Source organism: Paraburkholderia sp. GAS334 (assembly GCF_050436625.1).
GTDB lineage: Bacteria > Pseudomonadota > Gammaproteobacteria > Burkholderiales > Burkholderiaceae > Paraburkholderia.
In genome coordinates this window covers 95,473-111,771 of the sequence record NZ_JBNDMO010000009.1, presented here as the reverse complement: position 1 = coordinate 111,771, position 16,299 = coordinate 95,473, and the positions used below count along the sequence as shown (strand labels likewise).

18 protein-coding genes and 1 pseudogene are annotated in these 16,299 nt (G+C 61.2%); 12 read left to right on the top strand and 7 right to left on the bottom strand.

Annotation, left to right across the window (positions count from 1 at the left end; genetic code table 11):
- Positions 1–7: 7 nt before the first annotated feature.
- The 3 genes from P3T21_RS18180 to P3T21_RS18170 form a co-directional block, all read right to left on the bottom strand.
- Positions 8–277, bottom strand: coding sequence for a YbdD/YjiX family protein (locus tag P3T21_RS18180; RefSeq protein WP_429257326.1), 270 nt, complete (start codon positions 275–277; stop codon positions 8–10).
- A 2-nt stretch (positions 278–279) separates the two neighbouring features.
- Positions 280–2,340 carry a carbon starvation CstA family protein gene (locus P3T21_RS18175; RefSeq protein WP_429257325.1) on the bottom strand — a complete coding sequence of 687 codons (2,061 nt, stop codon included), beginning with the start codon at positions 2,338–2,340 and terminating at the stop codon, positions 280–282.
- Between the two features lie 209 nt (positions 2,341–2,549).
- The gene (locus tag P3T21_RS18170) at positions 2,550–3,134 is read right to left on the bottom strand and encodes a universal stress protein (protein ID WP_429257324.1); all 585 of its coding nucleotides are present in this window, start codon (positions 3,132–3,134) and stop codon (positions 2,550–2,552) included.
- 375 nt (positions 3,135–3,509) lie between these two features.
- Between P3T21_RS18170 and P3T21_RS18165 the strand changes: the two genes are divergently transcribed.
- The 4 genes from P3T21_RS18165 to P3T21_RS18150 all read left to right on the top strand — a co-directional run bounded on the left by P3T21_RS18165 (position 3,510) and on the right by P3T21_RS18150 (position 5,756).
- Positions 3,510–4,145, top strand: coding sequence for a 2OG-Fe(II) oxygenase family protein (locus P3T21_RS18165; RefSeq protein ID WP_429257323.1), 636 nt, complete (start codon positions 3,510–3,512; stop codon positions 4,143–4,145).
- A 306-nt stretch (positions 4,146–4,451) separates the two neighbouring features.
- Positions 4,452–4,736, top strand: a complete 285-nt coding sequence (locus P3T21_RS18160; protein ID WP_429257322.1) for a hypothetical protein — start codon at positions 4,452–4,454, stop codon at positions 4,734–4,736.
- 140 nt (positions 4,737–4,876) lie between these two features.
- Positions 4,877–5,041 (top strand): FmdB family zinc ribbon protein, encoded by a 165-nt coding sequence (locus P3T21_RS18155; protein ID WP_429257321.1) that lies wholly within the window; start codon positions 4,877–4,879, stop codon positions 5,039–5,041.
- Positions 5,042–5,438: 397 nt separating this feature from the next.
- Entirely contained in the window at positions 5,439–5,756 is a 318-nt protein-coding gene (locus P3T21_RS18150) for a hypothetical protein (RefSeq protein WP_429257320.1), read from the top strand.
- Between the two features lie 212 nt (positions 5,757–5,968).
- Here P3T21_RS18150 and P3T21_RS18145 read toward each other — a convergent pair whose 3' ends face one another.
- On the bottom strand, positions 5,969–7,114 hold the full coding sequence (locus tag P3T21_RS18145; RefSeq protein ID WP_429257319.1) for a DegT/DnrJ/EryC1/StrS family aminotransferase: 1,146 nt from the start codon (positions 7,112–7,114) through the stop codon (positions 5,969–5,971).
- A gap of 853 nt (positions 7,115–7,967) precedes the next feature.
- Between P3T21_RS18145 and P3T21_RS18140 the strand changes: the two are divergent.
- Positions 7,968–8,375: pseudogene (locus P3T21_RS18140) on the top strand (RidA family protein); the annotation flags it as partial.
- A 261-nt stretch (positions 8,376–8,636) separates the two neighbouring features.
- Here the strand turns inward: P3T21_RS18140 and P3T21_RS18135 are convergent.
- On the bottom strand, positions 8,637–9,542 hold the full coding sequence (locus P3T21_RS18135; RefSeq protein WP_429257318.1) for a LysR family transcriptional regulator: 906 nt from the start codon (positions 9,540–9,542) through the stop codon (positions 8,637–8,639).
- Positions 9,543–9,637: 95 nt separating this feature from the next.
- On the opposite strand from P3T21_RS18135, the gene P3T21_RS18130 reads away from it, so the two are divergent.
- Genes P3T21_RS18130 through aroE form a run of 5 tightly spaced genes read left to right on the top strand, consistent with a single transcriptional unit; the run spans position 9,638 to position 13,490 of the window.
- Complete coding sequence (locus P3T21_RS18130; RefSeq protein WP_429257317.1) at positions 9,638–10,588, top strand: ketopantoate reductase family protein; 951 nt, start codon at positions 9,638–9,640, stop codon at positions 10,586–10,588.
- The gene (locus tag P3T21_RS18125) at positions 10,585–10,977 is read left to right on the top strand and encodes a VOC family protein (protein ID WP_429257316.1); all 393 of its coding nucleotides are present in this window, start codon (positions 10,585–10,587) and stop codon (positions 10,975–10,977) included. Before P3T21_RS18130 ends, P3T21_RS18125 begins: the two co-directional genes overlap by 4 nt.
- A 1-nt stretch (position 10,978) precedes the next feature.
- On the top strand, positions 10,979–11,437 hold the full coding sequence (locus tag P3T21_RS18120) for a MaoC family dehydratase (RefSeq protein ID WP_429257315.1): 459 nt from the start codon (positions 10,979–10,981) through the stop codon (positions 11,435–11,437).
- Positions 11,437–12,657 carry a CaiB/BaiF CoA transferase family protein gene (locus P3T21_RS18115; RefSeq protein WP_429257314.1) on the top strand — a complete coding sequence of 407 codons (1,221 nt, stop codon included), beginning with the start codon at positions 11,437–11,439 and terminating at the stop codon, positions 12,655–12,657. The genes P3T21_RS18120 and P3T21_RS18115 overlap by 1 nt, the downstream gene beginning before the upstream one ends.
- A complete protein-coding gene (aroE, locus tag P3T21_RS18110; RefSeq protein WP_429257529.1) occupies positions 12,657–13,490 on the top strand; it encodes a shikimate dehydrogenase in 834 nt (277 codons plus the stop codon). Before P3T21_RS18115 ends, aroE begins: the two co-directional genes overlap by 1 nt.
- Before the next feature lie 294 nt (positions 13,491–13,784).
- Here aroE and P3T21_RS18105 read toward each other — a convergent pair whose 3' ends face one another.
- Positions 13,785–14,270, bottom strand: a complete 486-nt coding sequence (locus P3T21_RS18105; RefSeq protein ID WP_429257313.1) for an OsmC family protein — start codon at positions 14,268–14,270, stop codon at positions 13,785–13,787.
- A gap of 42 nt (positions 14,271–14,312) precedes the next feature.
- Positions 14,313–15,245, bottom strand: a complete 933-nt coding sequence (locus tag P3T21_RS18100; protein WP_429257312.1) for a 2-hydroxyacid dehydrogenase — start codon at positions 15,243–15,245, stop codon at positions 14,313–14,315.
- Between the two features lie 262 nt (positions 15,246–15,507).
- Between P3T21_RS18100 and P3T21_RS18095 the strand changes: the two genes are divergently transcribed.
- Positions 15,508–15,831 carry an ArsR/SmtB family transcription factor gene (locus P3T21_RS18095; RefSeq protein ID WP_429257311.1) on the top strand — a complete coding sequence of 108 codons (324 nt, stop codon included), beginning with the start codon at positions 15,508–15,510 and terminating at the stop codon, positions 15,829–15,831.
- Positions 15,832–15,870: 39 nt separating this feature from the next.
- Positions 15,871–16,278 (top strand): hypothetical protein, encoded by a 408-nt coding sequence (locus tag P3T21_RS18090; protein WP_429257310.1) that lies wholly within the window; start codon positions 15,871–15,873, stop codon positions 16,276–16,278.
- Positions 16,279–16,299 lie beyond the last annotated feature (21 nt).

The following is a 16,299-nucleotide window of genomic DNA, read 5'->3' as shown; positions in this document are numbered from 1 at the left end:
AGCCAGGTTAACAGCACCTCGGCCCATTGCCACAGTATTTCCGGTCGATGGACCGAATGAAGAACTCGCGTCGCGATAGCACCGGATCGCACGGGTGATGCGAGGCCATGTGCCCGATATAGCGTTCATAGTCCGGGATGCCGAACATCTGCGCGCAGACCCCACGCATGGTGCGCGCAAGTTCCGATAGCCGTGTCCCCAGCGCGTTGCCGCCGGGCTCGGCGTTCGTGGCGCGAACCGGCACCGCCGCGAGTTTCCCATTGAAGATCGTTTTCATGATCAGGTCCCCTGAGCGCGCGCAACTGCAGGCGTCTCGTTGACGGTGGGCTGCGCCTGCCGCAGCGCCTGCAAGCAGATCCTGACTGCGAAGACGCACATCGCCAGCACCAGCACGACAAAGAAGCCGCAGACAACCGCATCCAGATAGTTGTTGAAGGCCACCCGCTGCATTTCCGCAAGCGATCTGGCGGGAGCGAGTACGGTCCCCTGCGCGGCGGCGTCACTGAACCTGTTCGCCAGCGCAAGGAAGCCGATGCGCGGATCGCTGTGGAATATCTTCTGGATGCCAGCAGTGAGCGTGGTAATCAGGAGCCACGCTGTCGGCACCAACGTCACCCAGATGTAGCGCTCCCGCTTCATCTTCACCAGCACGCTGGTGCAGAGCAGCAGCGCGATGCCAGCGAGCATCTGGTTGCCCACGCCGAAAAGCTGCCAGAGGGTGTTGATGCCACCGAGCGGGTCGACCACGCCCTGATAGAGAAAGTAGCCCCAGGCAGCGACGCAGAGGCCGGTGCCCAGCAGGTTCGCGGGCAGGAACTGTGTGTTGCCGAGCGGCCGGTAGACATGGCCTAGCATGTCCTGGATCATGAAGCGGCCGACCCGCGTGCCGGCGTCTACGGCCGTCAGGATAAACAGCGCCTCGAACAGGATGGCGAAGTGATACCAGAAGGCCTCCATGGCCTGGCCGCCGAGAGCCTGGCCGAGAATCTGCGCCATGCCGACGGCGAGCGTCGGGGCGCCGCCGGCGCGCGACAGGATGCTGGTTTCGCCGATGTTCACGGCCGTCTGGCTGATCATATCCGGCGTGATGGTGAATCCCCAGCCGGACACGACTTGCGCCGCCTGTACGGCGGTGGTGCCGATGACCGCCGCCGGCGCGTTCATGGCGAAGTAGATGCCCGGATGCAGGACGCAGGCTGCCGTCAGCGCCATGACCGCGACGAACGATTCGGCAAGCATGCCGCCGAAGCCGATCAGACGCATATGCGACTCGCGCTCGATCATCTTCGGCGTGGTACCGGAAGAAATCAGCGCATGAAAACCTGACACCGCACCGCAGGCGATTGTGATGAACAGAAACGGGAACAGTGTGCCGGAGAAGACCGGCCCGGTACCGTCGATAAAGCGTGTGGTCTGTGGCATCGAAAGGGTTGGTGCGACGACGTAAATGCCGACTGCGAGAGCCACGATCGTGCCGATTTTCAGGAACGTACTCAGGTAGTCGCGCGGCGCGAGCATCAGCCACACCGGCAGGCTGGAGGCGATGGCGCCGTACAGAATGAGGGCCCAGGCCAGTTGCGGACCGGTCAGGGTAAAGGCCGGTCCCCAGGTGGGATCGTTGGCTATCGCCTTCCCGAGTACGATCGAAACGAGTAAAAGCACGACACCGAACAGGGAGGCTTCGCCGACGCGCCCCGGACGGATGAAGCGCATGTAGACGCCCATCAGCAGCGCGATCGGTATCGTCGCCGCGATGGTGAACAGGCCCCACGGGCTGGCCGTGAGCGCCTTGACCACCACCAGGCTCAGGACCGCAAGAATGATGATCATGATTGCGAGCACGCCGACGAGCGCCAGCGAACCCGGAACCGGGCCCAGTTCCATCTTGATCATTTCGCCAAGGGATTTGCCGTCCCGACGCACCGACGCGAAAAGCACGATGAAATCCTGCACCGCACCGGCCACCACAACACCTGCGAGTATCCACAGCGTGCCGGGCAGGTAGCCCATCTGCGCTGCCAGCACCGGACCGACCAGCGGACCCGCGCCGGCGATGGCGGCGAAATGATGGCCGAACAGCACCCACCTGTTGGTCGGCACATAGTCCATGCCGTCGTCGCGGCGCTCGGCCGGGGTCTGGCGTGTGTCGTCGAGTCGCAAGACGCGCTCGGCAATGAACTTGCTGTAGAAGCGGTAAGCGATGAAATAAACGATGAGAGCCGCAGTCACGAGCCACACGGCATTGACACTCTCACCGCGTCCGAGTGCGAGCCTGGCGAAGGCGAGAGCGCCGGCAGCGGCCAGCACGCCCCACAGGAGAATGGACACAAGCTTGTTCATGGCCCCTCCGCGCTCGAGAACAACGTGCGCAGAAATCATCCTGCGCAACGTCAGTACCGGCAGTTCGCCACCATTGCACCGCCTGGCAGCGGGCCACTTCCTGGCGGGCCGGGTACCAACGAAAAACAGGCTACACCCACCCCCGAGGCATCACAAGGCGCAGTTCCCAGCTGTACTTCCTCGCGGGTTTCGTCGCAGGCGCCGGGTGGTCATCGTTCGGACGACCCGCGCGAGACGCGCGCCGGTCGGAGAGCCGGCGCCGCGCGGGCGACGATGAACGTTTGCGTCGGCGAATGCTTCGACGTACTCGAAAATTCGCCCGATTCCGCGTGACGCCCCGTGCCCGTCTGTGCCGATTGCCTGACGACGAGGACCGGAATCTGGCTGTGCGTGAGCACTTTCTGGGTCTCGCTGCCGATCAGCAACGCGCGTACGCCGCCCCGACCGTGGGATGCCATGACAATGAGATCACAGCCTCGCTGTTTCGCAGTTCCAATGATCGCCTCGTAGGGGTGAGCGCGGACCGTGGCGACCATATCGCATTCGACACCTGCCTGCCGGGCCGCTTTCGCGATGACCTGGAGATAGTAGTCCGCATGCTGCTGGGCGGCCCGCGTGTATTGCTCTTCGGTGTCGGCGAGCATTTCGGTTCCGTATGCGAAGACATGGTATTCGGGCATGACGTGAAGCCCCGTCACTCTGGCTTTGCTTTCCCGGGCGAGCGCCACGGCCATCTGGATGGCTGCCTCGGAGAGTACCGACCCGTCGGTCGGCACCAACAGATGCTTGAACATATGTGTCTCCCCACGACCATGCCCATTCGCCTTGACCTCGTGTTCGGGCAGCCGCTTGAGTCAGACAGTACTGAAACAAGGCGAACTCTTACACATAAATTACAGTATAGACATTCAGACAGAAGGCAGTGCGCCTGCGCCCGCCAGCCGTCCGCCACCCACGATCAGGCACGCCTGACGAATCGGCCGCTTGCCGAACCGGGAGGCGCATCTGTCGCTGGAATTGCGGGCGTGCTCCACCTCCACAAGTACGGACGGGCCTGGAACGCGCGTCGCGTCGCGTGCCGCACGCAGTGTCCAGACGCCGTCTGCATGCTGCCTTCGCGGCTATAGTACAGATGTGTGTTCCTCTGTCAGCGCAGCGCGCAAACGGCCATGCAGCCCCAAACTCCGGACGTCGTACGTCTGTTCCCAACCTTCGTGTGGCAGAGCCGCCTCGAACCGGTGTGCTACGAACCACTTAACCGGGATCTGCTGGCGTATGTCGAAACCTTGATGCGCGCTGGTCGCGGAACTCGCACAGGCGCGACCTGGCAATCCGGACACAAACAGCATCAGACGCCCGATTTTTCTGAGCTGGTCACCTGCATCAACGCAGCCGCGGCCGACGTGCTCGCGTTTCTGAAGGTACCCGAGGCCCCGTTCTGCATCACGGGGTGCTGGGTCAACGTGCTGGGCCCGGGTGCGGCACACGCCACGCACAGCCATCCCAACAATTTCCTGAGCGGCGTCTACTATCTGCAAACGCAGGCAGGCGCAGACACGATCAATTTCCACGATCCGCGACCTCAGAGTGCGATCATTCGTCCGCCGGTCACCGAATTGACGGCGTACAACACCGACCAGGTGGTGGTGGCGGTCAATGACGGCACCCTGCTCGTGTTTCCCGCCTGGCTGCCCCATTCGGTGTCAGCGAACACGAGCGCCCGCCCACGCATCAGTGTGAGTTTCAACATCATGTTCACCGCCTACGACACGACCATGAGCCCGCCGCTATGGGGCCAGGATTAGGTGCCAGCCGGGCCGTGCTGAAAAGCGCCGACAGTTACGCATTCTCAAACAGAAGCCTTTCGACCTGATCGAACGGGGCCACGACCGTCCACGTCGGTAGCGCCGCAGGCGACGTCGGCATAGTCCAGGCGTACCATGGCAGTATGCAGCACGCCGCCGTCGGGGCTGCCCCGCATTGAGGCGCCTGGCGTTATCGCCAGTCCACCGTTTCCACGATCCCCGGCGTCGTGCGCTCGGCAATCTCACGCAGCCTGTTCGTGTCGATGTTCATGCTGCGAGTCTTCCTGAATGATGATGGAGATTGACATGGCCCACGCTGAGAACACGTACAACGGATTTAAGTACCTGGTTCGAACGCTCGCGAAACAGGGCGTCGGGGACGGGCACTTGCAGATATTCGGATTCAACGGTTTCGTGCTTATACCGCGCGAATTTGATACAGAGCAACCCATGCAAATCCCCGTCCAATGCCTCGAGGAGGAGGGATATCGTCAGGAAGACTGGGCTCTGAATGCAGCGATTGCGGAAGCGAAGGCGATCATCGACGGCAAGCGTCCGCCGAAAGAGCTGAAAACATTCCGCCAGGGCTAGCGCAGGCGACCCATGTCGCCTGCTTGATGAGTGCCGGGCGAGCGCAGACGCCTGCAATTCCTGCACTAGAATAAATACAGTGCCGGGCGTCGAGGGCGTATCTGGCGAGCACGTGCGGGATTTGCTTTGGAGGAGTTGTCATGCCGACTTACCAGTACCGTTGTGAAGTCTGCGGCGAGTTGTTCGAACACGCCGAACATCTCGCTGAACATCAAACCGCACATCCGCGTTGTCCGAAGTGCGGGAGCGAGAAGGTTCAGCACACACCCACGCAATTTGTCGCAAAGACGTCGAGAAAAAGCTGAGATCTGCGACATCAGTTCGATTTTTCGTTTCGGGCGATCACCGGGGACGAGGTCGGCTCGTGCGTCCGGGTCGTCGCGACCCGTCATGGCTCCGGGAACACGCATGCACAGTGTCTGGAGTAGTCGTAGCTGCTGGCGCCATCGGGAAACCTGAGCACCAGGCCTTCGTCGAGTCCTGTCCGGTCCGGTTGCAGCCGGAAACAACCAGCCTGCGGTTTTGGCGCGGACCCGGTCGCAAACCGCTTTAACCGTTTTTTCGTAGTTCCTGCCGTCCTTCATGACCCGGCGCAATTTGCACCGGCATCGTGCCGTTATATAGGCCGATGCATAGACCGATAGTTGAGGCTCTTCGACCAAACGCGCTACACTCAAAACGAGAAATTCCCGGAGCACCGCCATGGTCGACGCTACCCCTCAAAGCACCTTTCGTGGTCTTCCCTTGACTCCGGAGCAGGACGCAGAAATCAGGCACTACATAAAGAAGAAAAAGCAGCATGGCGCGCCGTGGGACACCCCGGAGCTGGAGGCCATGCTTAGAGACATGCTGGAGCCGCCAGGTGACGACGTCGATGAATCCGATGCCACCGCGGACGAAACGAAGGCCGCCACAGAGCGCGCGACAGCCTCAATCGACGAGACCATGGAGCCTATTGAGGCCAGCGAAGAGCGGAATGCCGCGATGGAAACGGAGAGTATGAAAGGACCCAGGCGTTGAATCCCCGTCGACGCTCGCGATTGATCTCGAATACACCCAACGTCCGTATCGTGATGACCCTGTCTGGAACAGATCGATTGCGGCTCCGCTAACCAGTTCCGCAGTCGGTGTCCCCACGGACGAGACTCTGTCTGGTCGGTCACAATTTTTCGGTTAGATGGAAACGCAGTGGCTTTCCATCTAACGAATGCCAATCGCGAAAGTTCCTGTCTTCAGAAAGTCGCACTATTCAAAAGATGAGATTGTCGTGGAGAGCACCTCTCTGACCGATGCAAGCTGGGAGGGCCGGAATCGCGCGCGACGATACGGGCAATCATATCCACATCCGCGGTCTCAAGCCCGAAATACAGCGGCAGCGCAAGAACCCGGCGTGCGATGTCTTCGCTGACAGGGGTGTATTGTGCGCCGACGTAGCGCAGCGACGATAGCGAAGGATAGAAGTAGCGTCGTGGGAAAACGTCCTCCCGGTGCAAGGCTTCGAGCACCCGCTTCAGCGCTGTCTCGCTCTGGAAAATGAGCGGGTAATAGGCGTGGTTGCGGGTGCAGGGTACGCAGATCAGCGGCCGGCGCACATTCGCGCCGTCGAGCATTTCATCGTACCGCTCGGAAAGCGCCTTGCGGTTCGCCAGAATTTCTTCGATATGCTGCAGGTTCGCAATGCCCATCGCGGCGTGGAATTCCGAATTCTTCGCATTGGTGCCGACGCAAACGAACTCATCGCCGACCTGGCCAAAGCTGCGTATCGCCATCAGCGTCTCGTGCACGCGCGGATTGCGAGCGATAACGGCTCCGCCTTCGACGGTGTGAAACAGTTTGGTCGAGTGAAAACTTGTCGCAGTGATGTCACCCCAGGAGAAGATCGATTCGCCGTTGATTGATGTGCCGAATGCATGCGCGGCGTCGTAGATTACCTTGAGGTCATATTCGCGCGCGATGTCCTCGATCGCGTACACATCGCAGGGGTTGCCGAAGACATGTGTCGCGAGAATGGCGCTGGTGTTCCGCGTAATAGCGCGGCGAATCTGCTCGGGATCGATATTGAGCGTGTCTGGATCAATGTCAGCCATTACCGGGCGGCAGCGTTCCCACACGATGCTCGACGTCGTCGCCACAAAGCTGAACGGCGTGGTGATGATTTCACCGGACAGGTTCAATGCGCGAATCGCCAGTTGCAGTGCAGTCGTGCCGTTCGATACGTAGCAGAGGCTGCCCACCTTGAGATAGTCCTTGAGTTTCGCTTCCAGCAGGTTGACGAAAGGTCCGTTGTTTGTCAGCCATCCCCGAGTGAAAATGTCTTCGACTAATTCAACATACTCATCGATGGCGGGAAGGAAAGGCTTTGTGACATTGATGCGCATCCGTCTTTCTCCTCGCATTTCTCAGGTATCCGAATGGATGGTGAATTACGAATTCCGCGTAATGACCACTTTCCCGGATAGATGATTGTCGATCCCGGCCGGTCATGCCGCGCGTTTTGCAACACGCTGCCAGCAATCCGGCAACATCAATCTAGTCGGCACCCGACATCAGTAATGTACGGTTCCCAACTTAGAAGCAGTCTGCAGCGCTTCAGCCGCGCGCAGGCATTCCGCGCCGGTTATGTCTTCGTGCCCGCGACGCAGTTGCAGCACCGGTGTTCGTGCCTCCGACTGCGTCCCTGGATGCAGCCGTTACTTCCAGGGACGCTTCGCTCTAGCGGTGACGACGTGTTTCTGGTCGCGAAGCGCGTGGTTGCGAATTTCAGCGCAAATCAGCCTGCAGGCCGGCGATGGAAACGTTTACGCGCTCGCCGGCAATCACCGCGCGCTGCGCGCGACCGACACCGCTTCGATTGCGGTGAATACGACCGGCGCGTGTACTGGAACACTGACGACCGCGCCGATGAGCAATCCCGCAAGCTCATCTGCAACACGCCTCCTGCTCGCGCGATCTCCAGTGTGTTGCATCCACCGGTTGAATCCGCATTCACAAGCCGCCATTGACCTGAATGTCTCGCAGTCGCGGCTCAACGAGCTGAAACGTCCCCTTCGCCAGGGCATCACGAACCGCAGCGCAGTCCGGTGCGATCGAAAACCTGCCCACCAGTTGCCAATCTCCATTGCTGGCCTGCAACCCGAAGCAGTCTCTCGACTGTCTCCATAGCGGCCAATCGACGCCCGCATCTTAGGTAATGCATAATTCCCACGGACAACTGGCCGCAGGAGTTCGGTAATGGTAAATGCAGTGAACCCACCCGATGTCTGGTCGCCGTTCGGCGCATTCTCGATGGCCGTCATCCAGGGCGATGGTCAGGTCGTTCACCTGAAGGGGCAGGTGTCACTCGATCGGCACGGGCAAGTCGTCGGGCAAAACGACATGAGGGCGCAGGTGCGCAAGGTTCTGGAGAATGTTCGTGACGTTCTGGCACCGATGGGTGGGCAAATGGCGGATGTGATTTCGGTGGTTCACTATGCAACGGACATTGAGGCCTTCATGACCACTGGAGACATCCGACAAGAATTTTTTGCCGAGCCATATCCAGTCACAACGACCGTCCAGGTCGAACGTCTATACCGACCTGAACTGATGATCGAGATCGCGGCGATCGCTGAAATTCCTCGCTCGCGGTTTCGCCACCCCGAGCGGGGCGACCAGGCGCTACGTGAATGGCCTCCTTGGGCGACCGGTCCTGCCCGGTTCATGCCTGACGTGGCCAACGCTGTACGACCCTAAACCGTCATCCGCGTAAGCCTTAGGTGCGCGTCTGCGTGGACTTTCTCAAACAGGAACTCGCGCATGGGGAGTTCGCGTTGTGGAAGACGTGAGCGCGAGACCTGTTCTCCGCACAGCAATAAGGCAGAGCCTCTCAGGACGCCGCGACAAACGCAGTCCCGCGAAAAGTCACCGCAAACTGCTGAATAGCTGAACCACCAGATCGCGCAGCCAGCGATTTCCCGCTTCGTGGTGATAGCGGGCGTGCCAGTGCTGCCGCACCGCAAATCCCTCCACCGGTATCGGACACGGATGCACCGACAGGTCATTCACCGTCGCCAGCGTCTCGCCGATATGCCGCGGCAGCGTGGCAATCAGGTCGGTGCTCTTGATGATGGCCCCGAGCCCGAGAAAACCCGGCAGCTCGAGTACAACGTCCCTCTCAACGTGCTCGCGCACAAGAGCCTGCTCCAGCAGTTGCGCCCCGGTCCCTGCCGCGATGGCGACATGGCCTTCCGCGCGGTACTGCTTAAGCCCGACCTTTCCGCGCACGCGCGGATGATGCTTATTCATCAGACACACCCAGTCCTGCGTGTACAACTGCTGCTGGTAAATGTTGCCGCCGAGCCAGGGCACGTGACCGATCGCAAGGTCTGCCTCACCTGATTCCAGCGCGCGTTCGGTATTGCCGTCGATCCTGGCCGCTTCGAGGCGGATCCCCGGCGCCTGCGCGCGCACGTGCGCCAGCATTCGAGGAAGCAACGTGATGTGGCTCGCGTCGGTCATGCAGATGCGGAACCGCCGCTTTGCGGTGGTGGGATCGAATGCAATCTCCCACGCAGCGAAGCGCCGCAGTGATTCGAGAATCTCCCTGCACGGGCCGATAAGCGCATCGGCTTGCGGCGTCGGTGCCATACCGCCAGGCGTACGTATGAACAGCGGGTCTTGCAGATGCTCCCGCAAACGCCCGAGCCAGATGCTGATCGTCGGCTGACTCTGTCCGAGCTGCTCCGCGACGCGTGTGACGCTGCGGACATCGTAGAGAAGATCGAAAAGCTGCAGCAGCTTCAGATCGGGGAGTTCTGCCGGGTTCATAGCGATATTGTCTGGCGCAATGACGTCATTGTATCCATTGCATTGCGGACATGAGCGCCGAATCGTATCTTGATCTCCAGATTATGGAGACGACAGTGAAGATTGCGATTCTGGGTGCGGGTGCGCTGGGCTGCGCCATTGGCGCGGCGCTGACCGAAGGCGGCAACGAAGTCTGGCTGCTGAACCGCTCTGCGGCACACATAGAGGCCATGCGACGCGATGGTCTATGCGTAGACGATGCGAACGGCTCGCGTCGCGTGAAAGTCCGCGCGGCGACGCGGGCCGCGGAGGCCGGCGCCGTCGATCTGGTCGTCGTGCTGGTCAAGTCATTTCATACCGATGCGGCGATGCGCGGCGCCCTCGCGCTGATCGGACCCGACACGCTGGTCCTGTCGTTGCAGAACGGCCTTGGGCACGAAGATGTGCTCGCCGACATCGTGGGGCGCGAGCGCGTGCTGGCCGGCAAGACGTACGTCGGCGGCGTGATGCGCAATCCGGGGCACATCGAGTCCGGCGTCGCCGGCAAGGCGACTTACATCGGCGAACTCGATGGCCGGATCACCTCCCGCGTGACGGCGATCGCTGAAACCTTCAACGCCGCCGGACTGGCCACCGCGATCAGCGACAACATCGTCGGCACGATGTGGGACAAGCTGCTGGTCAATGTCGCAACCGGCGCGCTGACGGGCACCACGGGCCTGACCTACGGTCAGCTTTACGACGAACCGCTTCTGAAGACGGCGGCGCTCGCAGCGGTCGCCGAAGCGATCGCGGTCGCCCAGGCCGCAGGCGTAACGCTCTCCACCACCGATCCCGAACGCCCGTGGACCCTCGCCGGCGAGGGACTATCCGCCACCTTCAAGACTTCGATGCTGCAAAGCCTCGAAAAAGGCTCCATCACCGAAATCGACTTTATCAACGGCGCGGTCGTGCGCTGGGGACAACGGCACGGCGTGCCGACGCCCGTCAACGCGACGCTGGTGGCGTGCATCAAGGGCATCGAGCGCGCCATGACCGACCGACAACACAGGGAGACAACCGCATGAACGGCAGCAAGGCTTATCTGGAGCATGTCGCCATCTGGGTGAAGGACATCCACTGGCACATCCGTTTTTTCGAAGACGTTCTCGGCATGACGATGCGCGAGGTCGACGGCACCGTCGAGGAACCCCGTCAGTACTGGACGCTCGGCGGTCTGCAATTCATCCATAACCCGCAGCATGACGCGCCTGAAGGCCGCCTGGGCCACCTGGGTGTCATGTGCGAAGACATGGAGGCCGCGCTGGCTGCCGCGCAAAAGTATGACGTCAGCGAAATGCCACAGGGACGCAACTGGTTGCGCCTGCCGGACGGCCTTGCTGTCGAACTGATTCAGGCCAGGCCTGCCACCCGCGTCGCGCAGGCGCTGGCGATCAATCCGCGTTCAGAGGTGTGACATGACGATCATTGAAAAATACTGGGATAACGCCCGCGAAGGCGACGAGTGCGTGAGCCCAACCTATACCGTAACCAAAGAACGCATCCTGGCCTACGCCGACCTCACGGGCGATCACACACCGGTTCATGTGGACGAGGAATACGCGAACGCGAGCCACTTCGGTTCGATCGTCGCACACGGTCTGTTTGGCCTGTCTATCGCCGATGGGCTCAAGACGCAAAGCGACTACCGCTTCCTGCCCGGCATGTCGCTCGGGTGGACGTGGGACTTCAACCTGCCGATCAAGGTCAATGACGTGCTGCATGTCAAGTTCCGCGTGGGCGCGATGCGGGCAAGCAAGAGCCGTCCCGACTGGGGGATCGTCGTACTGCCGTCCGAACTGATTAATCAGGACGGAAATGTCGTTCAGCATGGCGAGCATCGTCTGATGGTGCCGCGCCGACCGGGAGCATTCTGATGCAAGCACGTCCTCTCGAAGGTATTCGCGTCGTCGATTACAGCCATTTTCTGGCCGGTCCGTATGTTGGACGCTGTCTCGCGGCGCTAGGCGCCGAAGTCATCAAGGTTGAGCGACCTGGCAGCGGCGACGCAGGGCGTCAGCACGCGACTGTGCTCGACGACGAACAGAGCGGCTATTTCCTGCAACTCAACATGGGCAAGCGCGGTGTCAGCGTCAACATGCGAGATCGGCGCGGCAAGGAATTCATGCAGCGGCTGTGCGACTCGGCAGACGTATTCGTCGAGAACTACCGGCCGGGTGCACTGAACAAGCTCGGGCTGGGTTATGACGAACTGTCCGCGCGCAATCCGGGCCTCGTCTACTGCTCAATCTCGGCCTACGGCCACACGGGACCCGATGCGCATCGCGCCGGTTTCGGCCTGATTGCCGAAGCGAAGAGCGGGATCATGCAGATGATCGGCACTCCCGGTGAACCGCCGCCGCTGATGCGTATTTCGCTCGGCGACATGTACACCGGCATTCACGCGGTGGCCGCGATCAATGCCGCGCTGCTTGGTCGCGTGAAGAGCGGCCGCGGTCAGCACATCGACATGGCGCTGTACGACACGCTGGTGTCGATGCATGAATACGCGGTGCAGTGCTACACGATGCAAGGCATCGTCCCTGAACAGACTGGTCACGACATGCCCACGTCAACGCTCTACGGCGTGTTCCGTGCCGCCGACGGCGACCTCGTGATCGCAGCGCAGGTGGACGACGCGTGGCAGCGCTTCGCCGCCCTGGTCGAGTCGCACGGCGGACCGGACGGTTTTGGCACCGACACACGCTTTCACACCCTCGCGGGACGCAATGCGAACCGGTTGGACATTCTGTCCGTCGTGAAGCCCTGGGTGGCAAACCGACCCGTCGCACAGGTGCTTGAACTGCTGGATGACATCGACGTGCCTTGCGCGAAGGTGCAGCGCATCGACGAAGTGCTCGCCGATCCGCAGATCGTCGCGCGAGGCATGGTGGTCGAGCAGGAGCACCCGCGCTACGGCAAGTTGCGCCTGCCGAACCTGCCGTTCCGTTTCTCCGACTGCGACACGACGATCCGCGAGGTCGCGCCCGATCTCGGTCAGCACAACGCGGAAGTGGCGCAATCGCTGGGCTTCTGCGCAGCCGAGATCGACGCGATGCAATCTGATGGCGTGTTGTATTCGAAAGTGAGGCCATGATGACTGACCAGTATGCAGTGATTGGCAATCCGATCGGCCATACGAAATCCCCGCTGATCCACGGTCTCTTTGCGCAGGAGACGCAGCAGGACATGTCCTATACGGCAATCGAAGGTCCACTGGAGCCGCAGAACGCATTCGCCGAGACCGTGCGCGCGTTCATCGCAGCGGGCGGCAAAGGCATGAACGTGACCGCGCCGTTCAAGCTGAAAGCATTTGCGATGGCCGGCGAACGCAGCGAACGGGCGGAACTGGCTGGCGCCGCCAATGCGCTGAGCTTTAAGGACGGCCGGATCATCGCCGAGAATTTTGATGGCGTCGGCCTGGTGCGCGATATCGAAGTCAACCTGAGTTTGCCGATGGCCGGCAAGCGCGTGCTTATTCTCGGCGCGGGCGGCGCACTGCGTGGCGCATTGCTGCCCTTCCTTGCCGCGCGACCCGCCGAACTGGTCGTCGCTAACAGAGATATCGCAAAGGTCAAGGCGCTGGTCGCACGGGTCGCTACGAGCGGTCCGCTGGTCGCCTGTGGATACGGCGAACTTGAAGCGATGGGACGGTTCGATCTGGTGGTCAACGCGACGTCGGCCAGTCTGACCGGCGATCTGCCGCCGGTTCCACCGAGCGTTTTCAGTCCCGCGGGTGTGGCATACGAACTCGCCTACGGCAAGCGGTTGACGCCCTTCCTGAGACTCGCGCGGAATGCGGGTGTGCAGAGTGTCGCGGACGGAGTCGGGATGCTGGTGGAGCAGGCAGCAGAAGCATTCGCATGGTGGCGTGGTGTACGCCCTCAGACGGGTGCCGTGATCGACCGCCTGACGGTTCCGCTCGAGTGAAAGGCCCAGGAGGTCAGGCGATGACACCCGAACAGTATCGATACTGCAGCTTCGAGGTCGACGGGCGATGTGAAGCGAGAGATCCTCGCCTCGCAATCGGCGGGTCTCGAAAAGGCATTCGGCATCCCACGAGTTGCAGTCCCAGATGAGGCTGACGCGGCGCAAGTCGGGGTGCAATCGCTTTCAACGAATACCTGCCAACGACCCGCCGAACGATTTCACCAATCTGTTGCATCCACCGGTTGAATCCGCAGCCGAAAGTAAGCGTTCGATATCCACCGAAGCGGACGCTAGTCAATTCACGCCCGCGCGATACGTCCAGCTCCCCTCCACCTCGATCACCGTCTTTACCGAATTCGCCAGAAAGCAGGCGCCATGTGCGGCGTGGTGCAGATGATGCAACGCGTCGTCGGTGGGCATCTTCTCGCCCGTGAACGTAACGAGCGGCTTTAGCACCACACGCGTGACAACTTCCTTGCCTTCGTCATTCTTCGCCATCGTGCCTTCCGCTTCATCGCGATACGCGGCAACCGCATAACCTTCCTGCGCCGCGATCGACAGGAACCACAGCATGTGACAGCTCGACAGCGCAGCGACGTAAGCCTCTTCCGGATCGACCGCTGCCGGATCAGAAAACGGCACACGCACAACATGCGGCGAACTCGACGCAGGCACGACGGCACCGCCATCGAACGTCCAGCGATGCGCGCGACTATAGCGATTGTCGGTAAATTTGCTGCCGTTACCGTTCCATTCGACGACTGCGGTATGTGACGCCATGAGCGTAATTTCCAAGGTCATAAAATCGTAGTGCCCGCACTATCAGATCGGCGTCAGCACCGCCTCACCCGCGAAATGGCGCGTGGCGTTTTCGATGAAATTTTTAACCGCCGCCGCGACCGCTTCCGGCGAAGTCCCGCCGACATGGGGTGTCAACACGACATTGGTCAACGCTAGCAACGCCTGCGGCGGATGCGGCTCGCCCTCGTAAACATCGAGCCCGGCGCCTGCAATAGCGCCGTCCTTCAACGCAGCGGCCAGCGCCGCCGTATCGACCACGCTACCGCGCGAGACATTCACCAGAAAGCCCGACGACCCCAGCGCATCGAGCACGGTTTTATCAACCAGGTGATGCGTCGACGCGCCACCCGGCGTCGCAACGACGAGATAGTCGCTCCATTGCGCGAGCGACAGTACGTTATCGAAGTAACGGTTCGTCGTGCCGTCACGCGGCTTGCGGTTGTGATAGCCGACCTCAAGATCGAAGCCGGCCGCGCGCCGCGCTACCTTCTGTCCGATGTTGCCAAGGCCGATGATGCCAAGCCGCTTGCCGGAGACCGTCGGACGCATCGGCAATGCGTCGCGCCATACGCCGTTGCGTGTCGCGAGATCGCGCTGCGGCACGTCGCGTACCGTCGCAAGCAGCAACGCAAACGCGTGATCAGCGACGCAATCGTCATTGGTGCCCGCGCCATTCACAAGCGCGATACCGCGTGCCCGCGCATGATCGATGGCGATGTTTTCGTAACCCGCGCCCAACGCGCTAACGAACTCGAGTTGCGGCAAGGCGTCGATTTCATCAGCGGTCAAACCCGTCGTCCCGTTAGTCAGCACGGCATGGATCGTGTGGCCGTGACTAGCCATAGCCTCGGCGCGTTGCGTGGAAGTGGGCGCGTAGATGAGATCGAACGATGCGGAGATATCCGCGTGACTGTCCTCGTTGAGAGGAATCAGGACCAGCAAGGAAGGCTTCATGACCCGGCGGAGATTCTGGTTGAACGACGCTGGTTGAGAAGGCTGCGGCAGGCGATCCTGCGGCAGGCGATCCTGTGGCAGTCAAAGCTGCGGCAGCCGAAGTATACCTGCCTGCCCTCCGTTTCGCCCGCACTTCCACGAGCGTGCCCGACGAAGGTTGAAGTCACAAACATACGCCGCGCGGGCACATCAACACGTATTGACAACCCATAACCCACCAGCTATGATTCGAATCAATAGCTCTCAGGTTATGGATTTAGTCATGCAAACCGGCTTCGACAACCTGTTCGCCGCGCTCTCTGATCCAACCCGGCGTGGCATCTTCGAAGGCTTGGCCCGCGATGGCGAGCAGACGGTGCGCGCGCTCACCGAACGCGCCGGCATCTCGCAACCGGCGGTCTCGAAGCATCTGGTCGTGCTGAAACAGGCCGGCCTCGTGTGCTACCGGCGCAGCGGCCGCGAGACGCACTACAGCGCGGAACTCAAAGGCCTTGCGCCGCTCATCGACTGGATGGCGCTTTACGGTTCCCTCTGGAACCAGCACTTCGACAAGCTCGAATCCCTGTTGAACCGGATGGACCAGTAGACATCCTCACGACACTCTGACCAGAAGGAGCATCGCCCCATGCTGAGCGTGAATAGCTACGACAAAAAATACGTCGGCGACTGCCGTGCGAAGGTGAACCAGCTTCTGTCGACCTTCCACGACGTGCAGTCGGCAAAACCGCCGGCCTCCATCAAGGCGTTCGAGCCGCATCTCTTCAACCACATGGTGCTGGCGCTGAACGACTACTTCTGTCACCGCGCACGCGCCATGGAAGGCAAGGATGGCAATCCGCTCAACGAGGTCCGCATTCTGGCGAACTCGGTTGCGAGCGCCGACGGTACGTTCCAGCTCGACAAGACAATCCGCTATGACCCGGCGAAATCCGTACTGGGTTACGCGGTCGGCGATGCGGTCGGTCTGAGCGCAGACGATTTCTCCCGCCTTTCCAGCGCGTTCTTCGATGAAATCGAACGCAAATTTCCTTGAGTGATCTCACATCGAACCAGC